Origin of the sequence: Nonomuraea sp. NPDC049684 (assembly GCF_044465345.1) — a bacterium.
In the GTDB taxonomy this organism is placed as follows: domain Bacteria; phylum Actinomycetota; class Actinomycetes; order Streptosporangiales; family Streptosporangiaceae; genus Nonomuraea.
In genome coordinates, this window is sequence record NZ_JBITLO010000011.1 from 261929 (window position 1) to 283063 (window position 21135).

The window sequence follows — 21135 nt, forward strand, 5'->3', positions numbered from 1 at the left end:
CGCCACCGGGGCTCGGGCCCGGCGGGACGCCTCAGGCGCTCCAGGCGGCAGTGAGGTCGAGGCGTTCGCGCCACAACTTCTCGCCGCCCCCGCCCGGCTCCCACCGGCCGCAGAACTCCAGCAGGTCGCGGCAGCGCGCCACCATCGACGCCTGCCGCTCGGCCCAGGCCGGCACCGGGCCGCCGTAGGCGTCGAAGAAGCGCGGCAACAGGGGGACGTGCTCGGGGTGGTGGCTGCGGACGATCCACTCGCACCAGGCGAGGTCCTCCACCGGCCGGCCCGGATGGGCCCACTCCCAGTCGAGGATCGCGGTGGTCTCGAACGTGGCGGGGTCGAACAGCAGGTTCTGGGGCCCGTAGTCGCCGTGCACGATGCCGAGGCGGTGGATGCGGGCCAGCACCCGGCCGCACTCGGCCAGCACCTCGGCGGCGCGGCCCTCGTCCAGCAGGTCCTGGCCGTGGGCGCCGGCCACGAAGCGGGTGGTCAGGCTCGTGGCGGTGATCTGGTGCACGCGCGGCACCGGCAGCCGGCCGCGCAGCCGGCGCAGGTACCTGCTCTCCGTGCCCAGCCTGAAGGCGGCCTCCGGGCCCTGGTAACACTTGACGACCAGAGCGCCGTCGCCGACCGTGCTGTTGGTGTACCCGTGCTCCACAGCCAACGATTCTGACGCACCGGCCCCCGTTCCGGGCGGCGCGGCGCGCTATCGGGACCGGGCCCGATACACGATGTAAGGGCGGAACAAATAGGTTATCGGGGCCGAAAGGGCGTGCACGAGGCGGCTGAACGGGAAAAGCACGAACAACGCCATCCCGATCACGGTGTGCACCTTGTAAAGGATGCTCGCGTGCCCCATCGCGGTGGCGTCCGGGTTGAGCACGAAGATGCCGCGGAACCAGGGGGCGACCGTCGTCCGGTAGCTCACCTCGCTCGGCACGAACCCCGCCACCGTCGTCACCACGCCCGCGACGATCGCCGCGGCGAGCACCACGTACATGGTCTTGTCGTTCTTCGTCGTGGCCAGGAAGACGGGCCCGTTCGTCCGGCGGCGGTAGACCAGCAGGGCCAGCGCCACCAGCGTGGCCAGCCCGGCCAGTCCGCCCCAGATCAGGGCGTTGGCGTGGTACGCCTCGTTCGACACGCCGATCGCGTCCGTCCAGGAGAGCGGGACGAGCAGGCCGGTGACGTGCCCGATGATCACGAAGATCAGGCCGTAGTGGAACACGGGGCTGGCCACGCGCAGCAGCGGGCTCTCGTAGAGCTGCGAGGAGCGGGTGGTCCAGCCGAACTTGTCGTACCTGTACCGCCAGATCAGGCCGCCGATGAAGATCACCAGAGTGACGTACGGCGCGACCACCCACAACATGCTCTCGCCCCAGCTCACCGGTACCCTCCCACGGTCTCGGCGGGCGGCCCCGCGGCGGCCAGGCGATGCGCCGCGGCGCGCTCGGCGGCCGTGGGCGGCGGCAGCGCCGCGCACACCACCCCGATCACCTCCGCGTACGGCGAGTCCAGCTCGGTCAGGGCGGACAGCAGCAGATCGAGCCCGACGCGATGCTCGCGCAGCACCGCCACCCCGGACGGGTCGAGCGCCGCGAACTCCAGCACGACCGGCAGGAAGTCGGGCAGCTCGTCGTCCATCAGCTCCCAGCCGGCCAGCCGGTAGCGCTGCTTGAGCGCGGCCAGGGACGCGCCGCGGCGGCGGGTGTCGCCGTCGGTGTAGTAGGTCAGGTAGAGGCAGCAGCGCCGGCGCAGGTCGAACGTGTCGACGTAGTGCGCGGCCAGGTCGCCCGCGTCCAGGTCCGCGATCCGCGCCAGGAACGCCGCGAAGTGCGGCTCGGCGGCCTCCCTGATCAGCGGCAGGCGGCGGTGGAAGCGTTCGTCGGGATAGGCGAGCAGGTGCGCGGCGGCCTGCCAGATCACGGCCTTGTTCATGATTTTCCCTTTTTCGGCGGGAAGAGTCCTGCTGGGATGCCCCGGCCGTCCCAGTTGAGGAGGTTCACCCGGTCGTGGGTGATCTCGTCGCTGGTCTGGCGGTCCTTGAGGCCGTGGAAGGACTCGACGGAGACCGGCAGCGGCTTGCCCGACGCCTCCCCGAAGGGGGCCTGCATGCCGGGGCCGCCGTAGTAGTCGAGGCTGCAGCCGGCCTCCTCGACCACGCCGGGCACGTTGCCGTACGCGGTCGGGATCACGTACCGCTCCTCGTACTTGGCCAGGGCCAGCAGGCGGTACATGGCCCTGATGTCGTCCTCGGTCAGGCCGGTGTCCGGCAGGACCGGCTCCTGCCCCAGGTTGACCCCCCGCATGTACGAGCGCATCGCCGCCAGACGGCGCAGCGCGGCCGTCACCGGGACGGGATCGCCCGCGGTGAACAGCTCGGCCAGGTACTCCACGGGGATGCGCAGCGACTCGATGGCGGCGAACAGGTTGTCCGCGTCCTCGCCGTCGTGCCCGGTGTTCGCCAGGGCGTCCACGACGGGGGAGAGCGGCGGGACGTACCAGACCATCGGCAACGTCCGGTACTCCGGGTGCAGGGGGAGCGCAATGCGATATTTCATGATCAGGTCGTAGACGGGGGATCTGCGGGCCGCCTCGATCCAGTCGGCGGGCAGCCCCGCCGTGGCCACGGCCGGGTCGTCGGGATCGACGAAGACGCCGAGCTGGGCCTCGTACAGGTCCCGCTCGTCGGCCACCGAGGCGGCCTGGCTCACCCGGTCGGCGTCGTAGAGCAGCACCCCGAGGTAGCGCAGGCGGCCCACGCAGGTCTCCGAGCACACCGTCGGCAGCCCCACCTCGACCCGCGGGTAGCAGAACGTGCACTTCTCGGCCTTGCCGGTCCGGTGGTTGAAGTACACCTTCTTGTACGGGCACCCCGTCACGCACATCCGCCAGCCCCGGCAACTGTCCTGGTCCACCAGGACGATCCCGTCCTCGGCCCGCTTGTACATGGCCCCCGACGGGCACGAGGCCACGCAGGACGGGTTCAGGCAGTGCTCGCAGATGCGCGGCAGGTAGAACATGTACGCCTGCTCGAACTCCAGCCTGACCTGCTCCGACACCTTCCCCAGCACCGGGTCGGGGGAGGGGTCGCCGCCCAGGTTGTCGTCCCAGTTCGCGCTCCAGCCGATCTTCATGGGCTCGTTGCTGATCAGCGACCTCGGCGGCGCCACCGGGACGTCGTCGGAGAGCGGGGCGCGGGTCAGGTTCTCGTAGTCGTAGGTCCAGGGCTCGTAGTAGTCCTGGATGGAGGGCATGAGCGGGTTGGCGAAGATGTTGGCCAGCTTGCGGAAGCGCCCGCCGGCGCGCGGCGTCAGCCGGCCCCTGCGGTCCAGCTTCCAGCCGCCCCGCCAGCGTTCCTGGTCCTCGTACCGGCGGGGATAGCCCTGGCCTGGGCGGGTCTCGACGTTGTTGAACCAGACGTACTCGACGCCGGGACGGTTGGTCCAGGTCTGTTTGCAGGTGACGGAACAGGTGTGACAGCCGATGCACTTGTCCAGGTTCATCACCATGGCGATCTGAGCCATGATCTTCATCAGTAGCGCACCTCCTGCGACCTGCGGCGAATGGTGGTGACCTCGTCCCGCTGGTTGCCCGTGGGGCCGAGGTAGTTGAAGGCGTACGAGAGCTGGGCGTAGCCGCCGATCATGTGCGTGGGCTTGATCAGCACCCTGGTCAGCGCGTTGTGGATGCCGCCGCGGCGGCCGGTCTCCTCCGACTTCGGCACGTCGATCAGGCGGTCCTGGGCGTGGAACATGTAGACCGTGCCCGCCGGCATGCGGTGGGACACGATGGCCCTGGCCACCACGACGCCGTTGCGGTTGACCGCCTCGATCCAGTCGTTGTCGGCGATGCCGAGCCGGGTCGCGTCCTCGGTGGACATCCAGATGGTCGGGCCGCCGCGCGACAGCGACAACATGAGCAGGTTGTCCTGGTACTCGGAGTGGATCGACCACTTGGAGTGCGGGGTCAGGTAGCGCAGGGTGGCGCTCTCGCCGAAGAGCTCGGCCATGTCCAGCGGCGGGCGGTAGACCGGCAGGGCCTCGCCGTACTCGTGCATCCAGTCGTGGTCGAGGAAGAAGTGCATGCGGCCGGTGAGCGTGTGCCAGGGCTTGCCGTTCTCGACGTTGATCGTGAACGGCGAGTAGCGGCGGTCGTGCGCCTCCTTGCCCGACCACTCCGGGCTGGCCGCGACGTGCGTGGGCCGGGCCTGGGTGTCGGCGAAGACGATGCGGTGGCCCTCGTCCACCAGGTCGTCGAAGCTGCGGCCGGTGCGCCGGGCGAGCTGGCGGAAGCCCTGGGCGGCCAGCCTGCCGTTGCTCACCCCGGACAGCGCGAGGATCGTCTCGCACGCCTTGGCGTCGGTGTCCAGCTCGGGGCGGCCCTTGGCCACGCCGCGCGGCACCAGGCCGCAGCGCTGCCCGAGCCAGGCGACCTCCTCGTCCGGCATGAAGGTCACGCCCTTGACCTGGAGGCCGAGCCGCTCGGTGAGCGGCCCGAGCGCGGCCAGCTTCTCCGCGACCGCGCCGTAGTCGCGCTCGACCACCTTCAGCGTCGGCTCGGGCGCGCCGGGCGCGCGCCCGCCGGGCTGCCCGGTCTCGCCCGGCGTGTCGTGCTGGTACGGGACCACCACGACGTCCTTGCGCACCCCCAGCCGCTCCTTGGCCAGCGCGCTGAAGGCCCTGGCGATGGCGTGGAAGGCCGCGAAGTCCGTCCTGGTCTCCCAGGGCGGCGAGATGGCCGGGTTGAACGCGTGCACGAACGGGTGCATGTCCGTCGAGGACAGGTCGTACTTCTCGTACCAGGTGGCGGCGGGCAGCACGATGTCGGAGTAGATCGTCGAGGACGTCATCCGGAAGTCCAGCGTGAGCAGCAGGTCCAGCTTGCCCCGCGGCGCCTCCGCGTCGGGCTGCTCCAGGTTGGACGTGGCGCCGAGCAGGTGGTGCAGGAAGTACTCGTTGCCCTTGGCCGACGAGCCGAACAGGTTCGACCGCCACAGCGTCAGCACCCGCGGCCAGTTGGCCGGGTCGTCGGGGTCCTCGGCGGCGTGCCGGAGCCTGCCCTGCCGCAGCTCCTCCAGCGTGTACGCCACCGGGTCCTCATGCTCGCCCAGCTCCAGCGGGTTGCGGTCGAAGGCGGGCGACATGGGCATCCAGCCGTTGCGCACGGCCTCGGCCACCAGGTCGGCCGTGTGCCTGCCGCGGAACGCGCCGGGCCCGAGCGGCGAGGTCAGCGCGCCCGCGTCGAACCGGTCGTAACGCCACTGGTCGGTGTGCAGGTACCAGTACGGCGTGCCGGGCGCCTGCCGCGGCGGGCGCGACCAGTCGAGCGCGCCGGCCAGCACCGCCCAGCCGCTCTGCGGGCGGCACTTCTCCTGGCCGACGTAGTGGGCCCAGCCGCCGCCGTTGCGCCCCTGGCAGCCGGTCAGCAGCAGCAGCGACAGGAACGCCCGGTAGATGGTGTCGCCGTGGAACCACTGGGTGGCGCCCGCGCCCATGATGATCATGCATCGGCCGCGGGTGGCCTCGGCCGTCCTGGCGAACTCGCGGGTGATCTTGACCACCCGCTCGGCCGGGACGCCGGTGACCGGCTCCTGCCAGCCCGGCGTGTACGGCTCGGCCGCGTCGTCGTACCCGCCGGGCCAGGCGCCGGGCAGGCCCGGCCTGGGCACGCCGTACTGGGCGAGCAGCAGGTCGAACACCGTGGTCACCAGCCGTCCGCCGACGCGGGCGACCGGCACGCCCCGGCGCAGGACGCCCTCGCCGTCGAAGCGCGGCAGCAGGAGCTGGGCCGACTCGCCGCCGTACAGGGTGAGCTTCGGGTCGACGTCCAGGTCGAGGTTCCAGCGGCCCTCGCCGGAGTCGGTCCAGCGGAAGCCGACCGAGCCGTTCGGGACCACCGGCTCGCCGGACGCGGCCATGAGCACGGTCTTCCACTCGGCCGCCTCCTCCGCCGAGCCCAGGTCCTTGGCCGTGAGGAACTTGTCCGGCACGTACGCGTCCTCGTGCTCGCGCAGCGTGACCAGGAAGGGCAGGTCGGTGCAGCGCTTGACGTAGTCGGTGAAGTAGGGCACCTCCCGGTCGGCGAAGAACTCCTTCAGCAGCACGTGGCCCATGGCCATGGCCAGGGCGCCGTCCGTGCCGGGGCGCACGCTCAGGAACTCGTCGGCGAACTTGGCCGCGTCGCTGTAGTCGGGCGAGACAACCACGACCTTCTGGCCCCGGTAGCGCGCCTCGGCCATCCAGTGGGCGTCCGGCGTGCGGGTGACGGGGACGTTGGAGCCCCACATCATCAGGTACGCGGCGTCCCACCAGTCGGCCGACTCCGGGACGTCGGTCTGGTCGCCGAACACCTGCGGCGAGGCCACCGGCAGGTCGGCGTACCAGTCGTAGAAGGAGAGCATCGTGCCGCCGATCAGCGACACGAACCGGGAGCCGACGGCGTGCGAGACCATCGACATCGCCGGGATGGGGGAGAACCCCGCGACCCGGTCGGGCCCGTACGCCTGGATGGTGTGCACGTGCGCCGCGGCGATCATCTCGACGGCCAGGTCCCAGGTCACCCGGACGAGCCCGCCCCGGCCGCGCGCGCCCTGGTAGCTCGCCCGCTTGTCCGGATCGGTGGTGACCTCGGCCCAGGCGGCGACCGGGTCGCCCAGCCGCTCCCGCGCCTCCAGATAGAGCTGGACCAGCACGCCCCGCGCGTACGGGTAGCGGATCCGGGTCGGCGAGTAGGTGTACCAGGAGAAGGCCGCCCCCCGGGGGCAGCCGCGCGGCTCGTACTCCGGCCGGTCGGGGCCCACGCCCGGATAGTCGGTCTCCTGTGTCTCCCAGGTGATGATGCCGTCCTTGACGAACACCTTCCACGAGCACGAACCCGTGCAGTTCACGCCGTGCGTCGAGCGCACCACCTTGTCGTGGCTCCACCGGTCGCGGTAGAAGGCGTCGCCTTCCGTGCCGCCTTTCAGATAGAGAGTCCGCAGGTCACCACTGGTGGCCGATCTGCGGAGGAACCGACCGGTCTTCAGCAGGAGATCCTCGGCGCTCATACCCCCACTTCATCACAGAAGGTGACCCTCTGTTACACAGGGTGTATGTCTGTGCTCCGTAAAGGTCAGGTGCGGAACCTGGCGCTGGCCACGGCGGCCTTCGCCGTGACGTTCTGGGCCTGGAACCTCATCGGCCCCCTGTCGGGCAGCTACAGCAGGCAACTGCACCTGTCCGCGACACAGACCTCGCTGCTGGTCGCGATCCCGGTGCTGGTCGGCTCGCTCGGCCGCGTCCCGGTGGGCGTGCTGGCCGACCGGCTCGGCGGGCGGCGCATGTTCGCCGTCATCTGCTTCGTCTCGATCGTGCCGGTCCTGTTCGTGGGCTGGTCCGAGTCGTACGGGTGGCTGCTGTTCTCGGGGTTCCTGCTGGGCATCCCGGGCACGTCGTTCGCCATCGGCATCCCGTTCGTCAACGCCTGGTACGAGGCCGCCCGCAGAGGGTTCGCCACCGGCGTGTTCGGCGCCGGCATGGGCGGGACCGCGCTGTCGGCGTTCTTCACCCCCCGCCTGGTGGAGGAGTTCGGCCGGTTCGCGACCCACCTGCTCATGGCCGCGGCGCTCGCCCTGATGGGCGTGATCATGATCGGCGGCAGCCGCGACTCGCCGGCCTGGTCGCCCGCCACCGCCCCGGCCCTGCCCCGGATGCGCGCGGCCACGAAGCTCAGCGCGACCTGGCAGTGCGCCTTCCTGTACGCCGTCACCTTCGGCGGCTTCGTGGCGTTCTCGACGTACCTGCCGACCCTGCTCCAGAACGTCTACCACTTCGCCCAGACGGGCGCCGGGCTGCGGACGGCCGGGTTCTCGATCGCCGCCGTCGCCGCCCGGCCGATCGGCGGCACGCTGTCGGACCGGATCGGGCCGGTCAGGGTGCTGCTCATCTCCCTGGCCGGGACGGTCGTGATGGCGGTGGCGCTGTCGTTCAGGCCGCCCGCCGAGGTGCCCGCCGGGGCGTGCTTCGTGCTCATCGCCTTCTTCCTCGGGCTCGGCACGGGCGGCGTCTTCGCCCTGGTGGCCAAGCTCGTCGAGGCGTCGAAGGTGGGGACGGTGACGGGGCTCGTGGGCGCGGCCGGCGGGCTCGGCGGGTACTTCCCGCCGCTGGTGATGGGGGCCGTCTACGGCGCGTCCGGGTCGTACACCGTGGGCTACCTGCTGCTCGCGCTGACTGCCCTGGTCACCTTGCTCTACACCGTGCGCACGTTCAGGCACGTGCCGGATCGTTAGCCAGGCGCGGGCGCGTTCCCGATCGTTGGCCAGGCGAAAAACCGTTTGCCGGGCCGGGCGATGGCTTGTCAACCTTGTCAGACCATGCGCTCCCTTCCTGAGGCCGATCCCGGCACGCCCGACATCCGCAGCCCGCTCCGCTACCTGTGGTGGAACGCGCGGCGCCAGGCGCGTGCCCTGCTCGCCGGCATCGGCTTCGCCACCCTGTGGTGGCTGGTGCAGGCGCTCGTGCCCGCGGTGCTCGGCAAGGGCATCGACGCGGTCACCGCCAAGGACACCAGGGCGCTGCTGACCTGGGCGTCGATCCTGCTCGCGCTGGGGCTGCTGCAGGCGTTCACCGGGATCATGCGGCACCGGATGGCGGTGTTCAACTGGTTGTCGGCGGCCTACCGCACCGTCCAGGTGACCGCGCGGCAGGCCGCCCGGCTCGGGGCGACGCTGCCCAAGAAGGTCTCGACCGGCGAGGTCGTCAGCGTCGGCAACTCCGACATCGCCCACATCGGCAGCTCCATGGACATCCTGCTGCGCGGCACCGGGTCCGTCGTGGCCATCGTCGCGGTCACCGTGATCCTGCTGGCGACCTCGGTCCCGCTCGGGCTGCTCGTGCTGTTCGGCGTGCCGCTCATGGCGCTCGCCGTCTCGCCGCTGCTCAAGCCGCTGCACCGGCGGCAGAAGCGGCAGCGCGAGCTGACCGGCGACCTGTCCACCAGGGCCGCCGACATCGTGGCCGGCCTGCGGGTGCTCCGCGGCATCGGCGGCGAGCAGGTGTTCGCCGGCCGCTACGGCGAGGAGTCCCAGCGCGTGCGCCACGCCGGGGTGGGCGTGGCCCGGGTCGAGTCGCTGCTCGAAGGCGCCCAGATCCTGCTGCCCGGCCTGCTCATCGCGGTCGTCACCGGCATCGGCGCCACGTTCGCGGTCGGCGGTGAGATCAGCACCGGCGACCTGGTCGCGCTCTACGGTTACGCCGCCTTCCTCATCGGCCCGCTGCGCACCTTGACCGAGGCCGCTGACAAGCTCACCAAGGGCCACGTCGCGGCCCGCCGCGTCATCCGCATCCTGGCCATCGAGCCCGAGGTCGCCGGCGGCACCGAGACCAGCGGCGGCGGCGTGCTGCGCGACTGCTACAGCGGCGTCACCCTCCAGCCCGGCATGCTCACCGCCGTCGCGGCCGACGCGCCCGAGGAGGCCGCCGCCATCGCCGACCGCCTCGGCCGGTACGCGCCGGGCGACGTCACCTTCGGCGCCGTCGAGCTGGCCACGCTGCCCATGGCCGAGATCCGCGCGCGCATCCTGGTCGCCGGCAACGACGCCCGGCTGTTCACCGGCAGGCTCAGGAACGAGCTCGACGTCCGCGACGCGGCCACCGACGAAGACGTGCGCGCGGCCCTGCACGCGGCCTGCGCCGAGGACATCGTCGAGGCGCTGCCCGACGGCCTCGACGCCCAGGTGTCCGAGGCGGGGCGCGAGTTCTCCGGCGGCCAGCAGCAGCGGCTGCGCCTGGCACGGGCCCTGGTCGCCGACCCCGAGGTGCTCATCCTGGTCGAGCCCACCAGCGCCGTCGACGCCCACAGCGAGGCCCGCATCGCCGAGCGGCTGGCCAAGGCGCGCGCCGGCCGCACCACCATGATCTGCACGACCAGCCCGCTGGTGCTCGACCGGGCCGACCACGTCGTCTACGTGGCCGGCGGCCGGGTGCTCGCCGAGGGGACGCACCGGCACCTGCTGGACGCGTCCCCCGAATACGCCGCGACCGTGACCCGAGGGGAGGGCTGACCGTGGCCCGCGAGATCCTGCCGGTCGCCGACCGGAAACAGGTGCGCGCCTACGCGCGCAGGCTGACGCTGAAGTACCCGCGGCAGCTCGCCGTCGCCCTGGCCCTGCACGGCCTGGCCGCCGTCGCCGGGCTCGTGGTGCCGTGGCAGCTCGGCAGCCTGGTCCAGGCCGTCCAGGACGGCGGCGAGGTCGACGGGCTGCTGGTGGCCGTCGTCATCGGCGCGTTCCTGTTCCTCCAGGGCCTGCTGGTCCGCTTCGCCGTGCTCGCCTCGGCCAGGCTGGGCGAGAAGGTGCTGGCCGAGCTGCGGGAGGAGTTCGTCGACCGGGTGCTCGGCCTGCCGCTGTCCACGGTCGAGCGGGCGGGCGCCGGCGACCTGATCACCCGTACCTCCCGCGACGTCGACTCGTTGTCCAGGACCGTCCGGCACGCCGTGCCCGAGACGCTCATCGCGCTGGTCACCTTCGTGATCACCATGGGCGCGCTGGTGCTGGTCAGCCCGCAGCTCATGCTGCCGATGCTGGTCGCCGGCCCGCTGATCTGGTTCGCGACCCGCTGGTACCTCAAGCGGGCGCGCGACGGCTACCTGCGCGAGAACGCCGCGTACGCCGACATGACCGAGGGCCTGGCCGAGACCGTCGAGGGCGCGCGGGCCGTGGAGGCGCTCGGCCTCCAGCAGCGCCGGCGCGAGCGCACCGACGGCGACATCCGCCGCTCCTACGCCGCCGAGCGCTACACCCTGGGCCTGCGGACGCTCTGGTTCCCCGCGGTCGAGCTCGGCTACGTGATCCCGGTGGTCTCCACGCTGCTGGTCGGCGGCCTGTTCTACACCAACGACTGGGTGACGGTCCAGCAGGTCACCGCCGCCCTGGTCTACGCCCAGCAGCTCATCGACCCGCTCGACCGCTTCCTCATGTGGATCGACGAGCTCCAGGTGGGCGGCGCGGCCATGGCCCGGCTGCTGGGCGTGGCCAACGTGCCCGACGACCGCGAGCCCTCGGCCGCCCGCCCGGCAGGCGAGCTGCTGCGGGCCGACGACGTCAGGTACGCCTACCGCGAGGGCCGCGACGTGCTGCACGGCGTGTCGCTGACCGTCGAGCCGGGCGAGCGGCTGGCCATGGTCGGCCCGTCGGGGGCCGGCAAGTCCACGCTCGGGCGGTTGCTGGCCGGCATCCACGGGCCGCGTACCGGCGAGGTCAGCGTGGGCGGCGTGCCGCTGGTCGACCTGCCGCTCGACGACCTGCGCGGGCACGTCGCGCTGGTCACCCAGGAGCACCACGTCTTCAAGGGCACCGTCCGCGACAACCTGCTGATCGCCCGCCCCGGCGCGGACGACGCGGCGGTGCGCGCGGCGCTGGCCGCCGTCGACGCGCTCGACTGGGTCCGGACGCTGCCCGAGGGGCTGGAGACCGAGGTCGGGTCCGGCGGCGTCGCCGTGCCGCCCGCGCAGGCCCAGCAGCTCGCGCTGGCGCGGCTGGTCCTGGCCGACCCGCACACGCTGGTGCTCGACGAGGCCACCTCGCTGATCGACCCGCGGGCCGCGCGCCACCTGGAACGCTCGCTGGCCGCCGTCCTGGAGGGCCGTACGGTGATCGCCATCGCCCACCGGCTCTACACCGCGCACGACGCCGACCGGGTGGCCGTCGTGGAGGACGGCCGGATCACCGAGCTGGGCCCGCACGAGGAGCTGGTCGCCGAGGGCGGCTCGTACGCGGCCCTGTGGGCGAGCTGGCACGGCACCCCCGCCCCCACTCCCTAGGCCACGGGCTCCCAGACCGGCCCGTCGGCCGTGTTACGCGCGCGGCCGAAGACCACGTCGGCGAAGTGGATGCCGAAGCCGATCGTGTCCGGCCGCAGCAGCTCCTCGACCAGCCGCCGCCGGTGCACGGTCGACTCCACGCGGTCCAGGTCGGAGCCGGCCGGCCACTCGGGATGGCGCACCTGCACGGGGGAGTGCAGGGCGTCGCCGAAGGCCAGCAGCCGCTGCCCGCCCGAGGTGATCGTGTAGGCGGTGTGCCCGGCGGTGTGGCCGGGCGCGAACGCGGCCCGCACGCCGGGGAAGATCTCCTCCCCGTCGCCGAACGTCCTGACCCGGGGGGCCATGGCCGTCAGGGCCTCCTCCGGCGTGCCGAAGTCGAGGGTCCGGTGCCGCTCGGCCCATTCGGGCTCGGCGAACAGGTACGCGGCGGACGGGAACGCGGGCCCGCCGTCGGCCGGGTGCCAGGCCCAGCCGATGTGGTCGATGTGCAGGTGGGTGAAGGCCACCGCCTCGACGTCCTCGGGACGGCGGCCCAGCCGGGCGAGGTTGGCCGGCAGGTCGCCGCCGCGCAGCTCGCCGATCAGCGGGTCGGCCGGGTCGTCCGGCTGGTGCACCGGGCCCACCCCCGCGTCGATCAGCAGGGCCCGCTCGCCCGACTCCACCAGCAGGCCGCCGATGCCGGCCACGAGATTGCCGGTCTCGTCCAGGTGGTCGGCGTGCTCGGCCCAGTCGCGCTCGGTCGTGCCCGGCAGCCAGCCGTACGGCTTGAGCCGCACGCTCCCGTCGGGCACGAAGGTGACCTTGAGGTCGCCGACCCGCAGCGACCGGAGGGCGGACGGGCGGCGCAGACGAAGGCTCTCGGAAGTGCTCATGGCGGAAACTTATAGCTAGAACCTTTCAAGTTGCAAACATCCAAGCTTGAGGTAGTTTTGGGGTATGACAACGTCCGAAGCCGAAGCGCGGGCCGCGGCCGAGCGGAACCTGTGCGGCCTGGTGGGCGCGCTCGCCAGGCAGATCGAGGGGCACGTCAGGGAACGCGCGGCCGCGCTCGACCTCACCGCCGCCCAGGCGGTGGCGCTGCGCGAGCTGACCGGCCCGATGACCATGAGCGACCTGGCGGGGCGCATGGGGTGCGAGCCCTCCAACGCCACGTTCGTCATCGACCGGCTGGAGCAGCAGGGGGTCGTGGAGCGCCGCCCCCATCCGAACGACCGCCGGGCCAAGCTGCTCGTGCTCACCCAGGAGGGCGCCGGCCTGCGGGAGCGCCTGCTGGGCCTGCTGACCGAGGGCTCGCCGCTGGCCGCGCTCACGACCGACGAGCAGTCCGTGCTCCAGAAGCTGCTGGAGCGGGCGGCCCCGCGGTAGCGCCCGCGGGGGTTGCGATGATCGTCCGGCGCTGTCAGCATCGTCGGAGTGAGCACCTGGCAGCGCGCCTGGGAAGGCGTGCTCGGACTCCTCGCCCTGCTGGGCCTGGCACTCGTCCTGATCACTACGGTCAGTGACCGCCTGCTCGACATCCTCGCCCACGCCGGGCAGCTCGGTCTGATCGTCATGGGGTTCGGCCTGTCGCTGCGCACCGGCACGCCCAATCTCGCCGTGGGCGCGGTCGCCGCCGCGAGCGGCGCCTTCGTGGCGTCCACCGCCGGGGCCGGGGTGCCGCTGCCGGTGGCGATGCTGCTCGCGCTCGTGCTCGCCGGGCTCCTGGGGGCCGCCATGAGCACGCTCACGATGCTGCTGTCGGCCCCCGCCTGGGCCGTCACGCTCGGGGCCGCCGTCGTGTGCGAGGCCCTGGCCGTCGCGCTGCTCGGCGACGGGACGATCCCGCTGCAGACCGCCGCGCTCTATCCCGGCCCGCTGGGGTTCGCCGTGTTCGCGGTCGTCTCGATCGCCGGCGGCCTGCTGTGGAACCGGCAGGAGGTGCGCAAGGAGCTGGGCGCCGGGTGGCCCGGCGCGGTGCTCGGCCTGGCCGGGTCGAGCATGCTCGCCGCCGCGGGCGGCATCGCACTGCTGCTGCGCCTCGGCGCGGCGCCCTCGGGCGACCAGGGGCTCTACAGCACCGTGTTCGCGCTCGCCGCCGTCCTCCTGGGCGGCACCAGCCCGTACGGCGAGCGCGCCGGCGTGGCGGGCACCGTGCTCGGCGTGCTGATCCTGGCCGTGGCGCAGGGCCTGCTCGCCTACCTCGGCGCTCCCCTGTGGGTGTTCCTGCTGGTCATGGGGCTGGCCGTGCTGATCGGCCTGGGGGCGTCGAGGCTGCTCGACGCCCTGCGCGCCGCCTAGCCCAGCGCCTTCTTCAGGAAGTCGACCTGGAGCAGGAGCAGGTTCTCGGCCACGACCTCCTGGGGCGTCATGTGCGTCACGCCCGACAGCGGCAGCACGCTGTGCTGGCGGCCGGCCGCCAGCAGCGCCGAGGACAGGCGCAGCGTGTGGGCGGCCACCACGTTGTCGTCGGCCAGGCCGTGGACCAGGAGCAGCGGGCGTTCGAGCTTGGGCGCGTCGGCGAACAGTGAGGAGTTGTCGTAGACCTCGGGCTGCTCGTCGGGGTGGCCCAGGTAGCGCTCGGTGTAGCAGGTGTCGTACAGCCGCCAGTCGGTCACCGGCGCGCCCGCCACCGCCGCGTGGAAGACGTCGGGACGCCGCAGCACGGCGAGCGCGGCCAGGAAGCCGCCGAACGACCAGCCGCGGATGGCCACCCTCGACAGGTCGAGGTCATCGGGGTACTGCTCGGCCACGCCCTGAAGGGCGTCGATCTGGTCCTCAAGCGCCGGGGTCGCCAGGTCGCCCAGCACCGCCCGCTCGAACGCCGGACCGCGGCCCGGCGTGCCGCGGCCGTCGGCCACGATCACGGCGAAGCCCTGCTCGGCGAACCACTGACTCTCCAGGAACGCGCCGCGCCGGTTGAGCACCCGCTGCGCGTGCGGGCCGCCGTACGGGTCCATCAGGACCGGCAGCCGGCCCGAGCCCTGCTCGTACCAGGACGGCAGCACCACGGCCGTGGCCAGCTCCCGGCGGCCCGAACGCCCCAGCGACACCCGCAGGTCGAGCCCCGGACGCTCGGCGTACGACGGGATCGGGACCGCCATGCCGTCGCGCCGCACCACCGTGGTCGAGACGCCCTCGGCGTCGAGGCTCTGCTCCGACAACACGCCGACGCCGCCGGACATCCGCCCCGAGAACACCCCGGACCGGGTCGAGACCGGCAGCAGCGAGTGGCCGTCCCAGGTCCACAGGTGGATGTCGGTCGGGTCGCCGCCGCTGGCGCTGAACAACACGCTGTCGTGGTCGACGTCGAGCACCGACCGGACCTGGAGGGTGGGCGGCGTGACCGCGCGGTCGCCGACGAACAGCCGGTGGCCGCCCTCCGACGTGGCCACCCAGACCAGCGAGCCGTCGTCGAGGTGCGCCGGCACGCCGGTCACGATGTCCACCCAGGCCGGGTCGGTGTCCTCGCGGACCAGCGTGGACACGCCGGTCGCCGGATCGACGGAGAACAGCCGCAGCGTCTTCTGGTCGCGCGTCATCGTCACGATCGACAGCGCGTGCTCGTCCCAGGCGGCCGTCGTCAGGTACTCCTCCTCGAACGGCACCGCCACCCGCGACCCGTCGAGCCCGAGCACGAACAGCTCGGTGCGGGCGTTGGGCGTGCCGGCCGACGGGTAACGCTGGGCGGCGGCCGGACGGGAGGGGTTGGCCGGGTCGGCGATGTACCAGGTCTCGACCGGCTCCTCGTCGGCCCGCTCGACCAGCAGCGCGTCGCCCGACGGCGACCACCAGTAGCCGCGCATCCGGTCCATCTCCTCGGCGGCGATGAACTCGGCCAGGCCGTAGGTGACGGTCGGCGACTCCGGCGTGGCGAGCACCTCGCCGCGCCCCGAGTCGAGGTCCTGGACGTGCAGCGCGCCGCCGGTGACGTAGGCGACCTGCCGCCCGTCGGGGGACAGGCGGGGGTCGATGACCGCGCCCGGCGTCTCCAGCCTGCGGGTCTGGCCGCTCGCCAGCTCGACGACGTAGAGCCCGCCGGACAGGGCGAAGGCAGCCCTGGTCAGCGCGGCGTCGGCGCCGTAGGCCACCACGCCGCCGGCCGCCTCGCGGCTGCGCTCGCGCCGCGCGCGCTCCTCCGGCGGCAGGTCCTCGTCGTCGGCGTGGAGGGTGCGCGGATCGACCACCAGGCGTTCGACGTGGGTTTCGGTGTCGAGCTCCCACAGGCAGGTGACCGGGTCGGTGCCGGACCTCGTCCGCAGGAAGACCACTCGTCCGCCGTCGGGGGAGATCGTGAACCCCCTGGGCACTCCCAGGGTGAACCGGCGGGTCCGTGCCGACAGTCGCGGGAAGCTCTCACTCATGGGCTCAATCCTGCCAGTATCCAGCCATTGTTACGCTCATGACTATGACTGATCGCCGCCTCCTGCTCGTGCACGCCCATCCGGACGACGAGTCGATCGGCACCGGCGCGACCATGGCCAAATACGTCGCGGAAGGCGCCCACGTCACGCTGGTGACCTGCACGCTGGGGGAGGAGGGAGAGGTCATCCCGGCCGACCTCGCCCACCTGGCGGCCGACCGCGACGACCTGCTCGGGCCGTACCGGATCGGCGAGCTGGCGGCGGCCTGCCAGGCGCTCGGCGTCGAGGACCACCGCTTCCTCGGCTCGCCCGGACGCTGGCGCGACTCCGGCATGATGGGCGTCGCCACCAACGACCGGCCCAACGCCTTCTGGCAGGCCGACCTCGACGAGGCGGCCGGCGAGCTGGTCAAGGTCATCCGCGAGGTGCGCCCGCAGGTGCTGGTGACCTACGACGCCAACGGCTTCTACGGCCACCCCGACCACATCCAGGCCCACCGGGTGGCCCGCCGGGCCTTCGAGCTGGCCGCCAAGCCCGGCTACGTCCCGGGCGGCCGGCCCGCCCCGCGCCAGGACGAGCCGTGGCAGATCGCGAAGTTCTACCACACGGCCGTGCCCAGGTCCGTCATGCGGCGCACGGCCGAGGCGCTGCCCGACTCCGGCACCGGCTTCCTCGTCGAGGACGTCGACGACATCCCCTTCGGCAGCCCCGACGAGGACATCACCACCGAGATCGACGCCCGCCCCTGGGTCGGCAACAAGCGGGAGGCCATGCGCGCCCACGCCACCCAGATCACCGTCGAGGGCCCCTGGTACGCGCTGTCCAACAACATCGGGCAGGAGGTGCTCGGCGTGGAGCACTTCGTCCTGGCCATCGGCGTGCCCGGCCCGCCGGTGCCCGGGCCGCCGGTCGACGCCGGCGGGCTCGGCGAGCCGCACAACCGCGAGAACGATCTCTTCGCGGGCATCCACTAACCTCGTTCCCCATGGAGCATCGCAGCCAGGCGGAGTCGGCGCTGGGCGGGGCGGCGTACGGCATGCTGTTCGTGCTGGGTGTCGTGCTCGGCGTCGTGGGCGGGTTCACGCACGCGCTCGACCAGCATGGCGCGGTGCCGTGGGTGGCGATCGGGTGGGTGCTCGCGCTGTTCCTCCTCCCGCTGGGGGCGGCCAGGCTCATGCGGACGAAGCTCGCCGCGTTCGCGGTCGGGCTCGGCTGGCTGCTGGTGACGATGCCGTTCACCCTCGAACTCAGCGCCGGAGATCTGGTGATCTCTCAGGGTGCGGCGGGGTACGTCTACCTCTATGGCGGATTGCTGGCTCTCGTGGTGGCGTTCATGTGCTCGCCCTCATCCGGTGGGGGTTCGTGGCTGTTGCGGGGATACCCACCTCCAAAGAATCCGACGTAGAGGCATAAAGTAACGTCGTGCATTCCATAGAGCGGCATGTGGACCCGGGAAACTACCGTAAGGTCGTCGGCCGCTTCGCCACGGGAGTCGCGATCGTCACGACCCGGCTCGGCGGCGTGGACCACGCGATGACGGTCAACTCCTTCACGTCGGTCTCCCTCGCCCCCCTGCTCGTGCTCTTCTGCGCCGAGAAGGTGGCCCGCTTCCACGACGCCGTGATCGAGGCCGGGGTGTGGGGCGTGTCGGTGCTGCACGCCTCGATGGAGGACGCCTCCCGCTTCTTCGCCCATCGCGGCCGTCCGCTGAACGGGCAACTGGCCCGGTGGGAGCACCATCGCGGGGACTCGGGGGTGGCCCTGTTCACCGGCGCCCTGGCCACGGTCGAGGCCGCCACGACGGCGGTGTACGACGGCGGCGACCACTCGATCGTGCTCGGCCAGGTGACGGCCCTCGGCACCCCCGCGGACGGCTCGCCGCTGCTCTACCACGACGGCCGCTACAAGAACCTCTGACCCCGCCGCTGCTCTCCCACGACGGCCGGTTCAAAAACCTCTGACCCCGCCGCTACGCCCGGCCGGTGGGGCGGCGGTCGTGCCGGTCGAGCGCGTCGGCGAGGAGCGCCCGCGCCGACGAGCACATGGTGTCGGCCGCCTGCTGCCGCCTGCATCCGGCGATGTCGGCGAGCCAGACCAGCGTCCGGGGCCACTGCGACCAGCCGCCCTCGGGCCGCTGCCGGCTGTGCCGCAGGCGGGTGTCCTGGCCGCGGGCGAAGACCTCCGGGCGCCCGTCCTGGTCGCGGACCACGGGCATGGCGCGCTCCTCAGGAGGTCTCGGCCGGACGGGTGCCGCTGCCGCGACGTTCCTCGTCCGCGTCCGCCTCGCGCGGGGGGCGCGGCTGCGTGGTGTAGAAGCGGATCTCGTGGCCGTCCGGGTCGTGCAGGCCGGGCAGGATCCAGCCGATGGTCGCCTCGTGCACGCCGGCGTGGCTGTCGCCGGACGCGGTCAGATGGGCGGCCAGCTCCTCGATGGCCTGCTTGTCCGGGACGCCGATGGCGAAGTAGTCGAAGCCCGCGGCGGCCCTGGCCCGCTCCGGGTCCAGCCGCAGCGCCAGTACGGGACCGCCGGCCGGATGGGCGAGCGCGTAGCCCATCGGCACGCCCTGCTCGACGAACTCGATGTCGATCTCGTACCCGAACCGGGAGCGGTACCAGGCCAGGGAACGGTCCAGGTCGGTGACCGGGAGCTTGAGGTGGTGCACGCCGTCCAGGCGCGGGAGGTGCGACACGGCAAATACCCTCCTTGCAGTTACGCTGCATCGATGCAGTTATACTGCATTCTATGTCGGAGCCCGTCAAGCGTGATCTGCGTGCCGCCCGCATCGCCGCCACCGAGGAGAAGATCCTGACCGCCGCCACCGAGCTGTTCCTCCGCAACGGCTACGCGGCCACCACCCTGACCGCCGTCGCCCGGTCCGCCGAGGTCGGCGACCGGACCGTCTACCTGCGCTTCGGCACCAAGGCCGCGCTGCTCAAACGCTGCGTCGACGTCGCCTTCGCCGGTGACGGGGCCGCCGTCGACATCACCGGCCGCGACTGGTACGTCCGCGCCGGCACCGCCACCACCGCCGGGGAGCGCATCGCCGCCCTGGCCGGGGGCAGCCGCCAGATGGCCGAACGCGCCGGCGACCTGCTGGCCGTCGCGCTGCAGGCCGCGCCCACCGAGCCGGACCTGGCCGCCGCCACCCGGGCCGGGCGCGCGGCCACCCGGGCGAACATGCGCGCCTTCTGGGACAAGATGGCCGCCGACGGGCTGCTGGCGGGCGGGCACGATCTGGACTGGCTGACCGACACCACCGCCGTCCTGGTGCACGCGGAGACGTACCTGCTGGGGCGGGAGATGTTGAGCTGGACCGCCGACACCTACGAACGCTGGCTCACCGAAACCCTCACCCGCCTGCTGACCGCCGCCCCACACTGACCGGCCCGGGGAGCGGTGGCGCGGCGTCCCTACGGGGTTGGCGGCCCGGATGGAAGAGGGGGCGGGGGACATGAGTCAGGCCAGGCGTTGGGGCCTGGCCTGAGTCATGTGGTGTGTCGGTCGGGGGTTACTGGGTGGGGGGTTCCGGCGGGGTCGGGGTGTCGGTGGGGGCGCCGGTGTCCGTGGAGGTCGCGGTCGGGGTCGGGGTCGGGGTCTCGGAGGGGAGATCCGTGGGCGGCGCGCACGTCGGGATGTCCGTCGGGACGTCCGTGGGGACGTCGGTCGGGGCGCCGGTGGGGGTGTCGGTCGGGACGTCCGTCGCGGTCGGCGTCGGCGTCGGCGTCGGAGTGGGGGTCGGGGTGTCGCTCGCCGGTGGGACGGGGGCCTGAGCCGGGGCGTCCGGAACGTCCGGGGACTCCGAGACCGAGGTCGACGGCGTGGCGGTCGGCGGCTCGGACGGCGGGTCGGACGGCGGGAGCGGGGACGTCGGCGGGGCGGGCTGACAGGTGAACGTCTCCGTCGGCCCCGGCACGGTCACCGTCGGGCCGGGCACGGTCACGGTCGGGCCGGGCTGGGTCACCGTGGCGGTCACCGTGGCCTGCTCGGTCACCGTGGACGTCACGGTCGCCGTCGCGCTCGGCGCGGCCGTGGCGGTCGGCGAGACCGTCACGGTGCGGGTCGGCCAGGGGAGCGGCTTGACCTTGACGGCCGGCTTGCCCCTCGCCTTGTACGTGCCCTTGCCCAGCTTCTTCGTGGTCTGCCCGGCCCCGGTGGTGACGGGGAACTGGGCGGTGGCGCTCCTGCAGGACTTGCTCCTGCACACCTTCTGCTTCACGGTGAAGCGGGCCGCTCCGTCGTACTTGACGGACACATTCAAGTACGAGACGCCCTTCTTCTTGACCACCTTCGTCGTGGCGGTGTAATCCCCGACCGAGGGCGTCGCCGTGGGCGTCGCCGTCGGGGTCGCGGCGACGGGTAACGCCACCTGCGCGCCGGAAGGAGAATCGGTGGAACGTAGGGGATCGGTGGCTGATGTCTGGGTGATCGCGACTCCGCCGGCTCCGGCCAGTGCAACAGCGCCGAGCAGCGCGCCCAGGATGGAGAATCTCATAATCCTGCTCTTGTGGGAGATTTCAGGACGCAGATCATTATTCCGACTTGTCAAGATTGGTCAAGACTGAGACGCATGAACAGGCGCCATCGGTTCCGGCGGGCGGTGAACTACGTGAACCTCGCCACCCCGCTCGGCCTCCTCATCTCGATCGTCGGCGGCGCGGCCCGCCGGCCCGGCCCCGACGGGCTCATCCTCGCCTTCGGCTACCGCTACCGCTTCCCCATCGCGGGCGCGTTCACGGTCGGGAACGTCGTCCTGACCAGGCAGGACGAGCTGGACGACCGGCTCATCCGGCACGAAGCACGGCACGCCACCCAGTGGGCCTGCTGCGCCGGCCTGCCGATGCTCCCGCTCTACCTGCTGGCCATGCTCGTGTCGGTGGTGGTGTGCGGGCATCAGGCGTCGTACAACGTGTTCGAGCGGCTGGCCGACCTGGACGACGGCGGCTATCCCCGCGCGCCCGTGTGGTGGCGGCGGCGACGGCATAACGGCTGACCCATTACCGC

At 72.4% G+C, this 21135-nt stretch carries 20 protein-coding genes; 10 read left to right on the forward strand and 10 right to left on the reverse strand.

Annotated elements, in window-relative coordinates; genetic code table 11:
* Window positions 1–31: 31 nt before the first annotated feature.
* The 5 genes from ACIBST_RS31595 to ACIBST_RS31615 are packed head-to-tail and all read right to left on the reverse strand — an operon-like array spanning window position 32 to window position 7042.
* Window positions 32–652 carry a phosphotransferase gene (locus tag ACIBST_RS31595; protein WP_397176967.1) on the reverse strand — a complete coding sequence of 207 codons (621 nt, stop codon included), beginning with the start codon at window positions 650–652 and terminating at the stop codon, window positions 32–34.
* Window positions 653–700: 48 nt separating this feature from the next.
* Window positions 701–1381 carry a respiratory nitrate reductase subunit gamma gene (narI, locus tag ACIBST_RS31600; protein WP_397176969.1) on the reverse strand — a complete coding sequence of 227 codons (681 nt, stop codon included), beginning with the start codon at window positions 1379–1381 and terminating at the stop codon, window positions 701–703.
* Window positions 1378–1932, reverse strand: coding sequence for a nitrate reductase molybdenum cofactor assembly chaperone (gene narJ, locus ACIBST_RS31605; RefSeq protein WP_397176970.1), 555 nt, complete (start codon window positions 1930–1932; stop codon window positions 1378–1380). The genes narI and narJ overlap by 4 nt, the downstream gene beginning before the upstream one ends.
* Window positions 1929–3530: a nitrate reductase subunit beta gene (gene narH / locus ACIBST_RS31610; RefSeq protein WP_397176972.1), complete on the reverse strand. Its 1602-nt coding sequence runs from the start codon at window positions 3528–3530 to the stop codon at window positions 1929–1931. Before narH ends, narJ begins: the two co-directional genes overlap by 4 nt.
* Window positions 3530–7042 (reverse strand): nitrate reductase subunit alpha, encoded by a 3513-nt coding sequence (locus tag ACIBST_RS31615; protein WP_397176974.1) that lies wholly within the window; start codon window positions 7040–7042, stop codon window positions 3530–3532. Before ACIBST_RS31615 ends, narH begins: the two co-directional genes overlap by 1 nt.
* Before the next feature lie 45 nt (window positions 7043–7087).
* On the opposite strand from ACIBST_RS31615, the gene ACIBST_RS31620 reads away from it, so the two are divergent.
* From ACIBST_RS31620 to ACIBST_RS31630, 3 genes are all read left to right on the forward strand, one after another.
* Window positions 7088–8263 (forward strand): nitrate/nitrite transporter, encoded by a 1176-nt coding sequence (locus ACIBST_RS31620; RefSeq protein ID WP_397176976.1) that lies wholly within the window; start codon window positions 7088–7090, stop codon window positions 8261–8263.
* An 84-nt stretch (window positions 8264–8347) separates the two neighbouring features.
* Window positions 8348–10036 carry an ABC transporter ATP-binding protein gene (locus tag ACIBST_RS31625; protein ID WP_397176978.1) on the forward strand — a complete coding sequence of 563 codons (1689 nt, stop codon included), beginning with the start codon at window positions 8348–8350 and terminating at the stop codon, window positions 10034–10036.
* A 2-nt stretch (window positions 10037–10038) separates the two neighbouring features.
* A complete protein-coding gene (locus tag ACIBST_RS31630) occupies window positions 10039–11793 on the forward strand; it encodes an ABC transporter ATP-binding protein (RefSeq protein ID WP_397176979.1) in 1755 nt (584 codons plus the stop codon).
* On the opposite strand, the gene ACIBST_RS31635 is transcribed toward ACIBST_RS31630, so the two are convergent.
* Entirely contained in the window at window positions 11790–12665 is an 876-nt protein-coding gene (locus ACIBST_RS31635; protein WP_397176981.1) for an MBL fold metallo-hydrolase, read from the reverse strand. The genes ACIBST_RS31630 and ACIBST_RS31635 overlap by 4 nt on opposite strands.
* A 64-nt stretch (window positions 12666–12729) precedes the next feature.
* Here ACIBST_RS31635 and ACIBST_RS31640 point away from each other — a divergent pair, with 64 nt between their 5' ends.
* Both ACIBST_RS31640 and ACIBST_RS31645 read left to right on the forward strand, forming a co-directional pair.
* On the forward strand, window positions 12730–13158 hold the full coding sequence (locus tag ACIBST_RS31640; RefSeq protein ID WP_397176982.1) for a MarR family winged helix-turn-helix transcriptional regulator: 429 nt from the start codon (window positions 12730–12732) through the stop codon (window positions 13156–13158).
* 48 nt (window positions 13159–13206) lie between these two features.
* A complete protein-coding gene (locus ACIBST_RS31645) occupies window positions 13207–14070 on the forward strand; it encodes a hypothetical protein (RefSeq protein ID WP_397176984.1) in 864 nt (287 codons plus the stop codon).
* On the opposite strand, the gene ACIBST_RS31650 is transcribed toward ACIBST_RS31645, so the two are convergent.
* Window positions 14067–16133 carry a prolyl oligopeptidase family serine peptidase gene (locus tag ACIBST_RS31650; RefSeq protein WP_397176986.1) on the reverse strand — a complete coding sequence of 689 codons (2067 nt, stop codon included), beginning with the start codon at window positions 16131–16133 and terminating at the stop codon, window positions 14067–14069. The two genes, ACIBST_RS31645 and ACIBST_RS31650, sit on opposite strands and share 4 nt — an antisense overlap.
* Before the next feature lie 44 nt (window positions 16134–16177).
* Between ACIBST_RS31650 and mshB the strand changes: the two genes are divergently transcribed.
* The 3 genes from mshB to ACIBST_RS31665 are packed head-to-tail and all read left to right on the forward strand — an operon-like array spanning window position 16178 to window position 18050.
* On the forward strand, window positions 16178–17107 hold the full coding sequence (gene mshB / locus ACIBST_RS31655) for an N-acetyl-1-D-myo-inositol-2-amino-2-deoxy-alpha-D-glucopyranoside deacetylase (RefSeq protein ID WP_397176988.1): 930 nt from the start codon (window positions 16178–16180) through the stop codon (window positions 17105–17107).
* Window positions 17108–17118: 11 nt separating this feature from the next.
* Window positions 17119–17538, forward strand: a complete 420-nt coding sequence (locus ACIBST_RS31660; RefSeq protein WP_397176990.1) for a DUF6113 family protein — start codon at window positions 17119–17121, stop codon at window positions 17536–17538.
* A 17-nt stretch (window positions 17539–17555) separates the two neighbouring features.
* The gene (locus ACIBST_RS31665; RefSeq protein WP_397176992.1) at window positions 17556–18050 is read left to right on the forward strand and encodes a flavin reductase family protein; all 495 of its coding nucleotides are present in this window, start codon (window positions 17556–17558) and stop codon (window positions 18048–18050) included.
* Between the two features lie 52 nt (window positions 18051–18102).
* Here the strand turns inward: ACIBST_RS31665 and ACIBST_RS31670 are convergent, their stop codons facing one another.
* Window positions 18103–18348, reverse strand: coding sequence for a hypothetical protein (locus ACIBST_RS31670; RefSeq protein WP_397176994.1), 246 nt, complete (start codon window positions 18346–18348; stop codon window positions 18103–18105).
* Window positions 18349–18358: 10 nt separating this feature from the next.
* Window positions 18359–18823 (reverse strand): VOC family protein, encoded by a 465-nt coding sequence (locus ACIBST_RS31675; RefSeq protein ID WP_397176996.1) that lies wholly within the window; start codon window positions 18821–18823, stop codon window positions 18359–18361.
* 53 nt (window positions 18824–18876) lie between these two features.
* Here ACIBST_RS31675 and ACIBST_RS31680 point away from each other — a divergent pair, with 53 nt between their 5' ends.
* Window positions 18877–19515, forward strand: coding sequence for a TetR/AcrR family transcriptional regulator (locus tag ACIBST_RS31680; RefSeq protein ID WP_397176997.1), 639 nt, complete (start codon window positions 18877–18879; stop codon window positions 19513–19515).
* Between the two features lie 127 nt (window positions 19516–19642).
* Here the strand turns inward: ACIBST_RS31680 and ACIBST_RS31685 are convergent, their stop codons facing one another.
* Window positions 19643–20626 (reverse strand): hypothetical protein, encoded by a 984-nt coding sequence (locus tag ACIBST_RS31685; protein ID WP_397176999.1) that lies wholly within the window; start codon window positions 20624–20626, stop codon window positions 19643–19645.
* A gap of 75 nt (window positions 20627–20701) precedes the next feature.
* Between ACIBST_RS31685 and ACIBST_RS31690 the strand changes: the two genes are divergently transcribed.
* Window positions 20702–21124: a hypothetical protein gene (locus ACIBST_RS31690; protein WP_397177001.1), complete on the forward strand. Its 423-nt coding sequence runs from the start codon at window positions 20702–20704 to the stop codon at window positions 21122–21124.
* Window positions 21125–21135 lie beyond the last annotated feature (11 nt).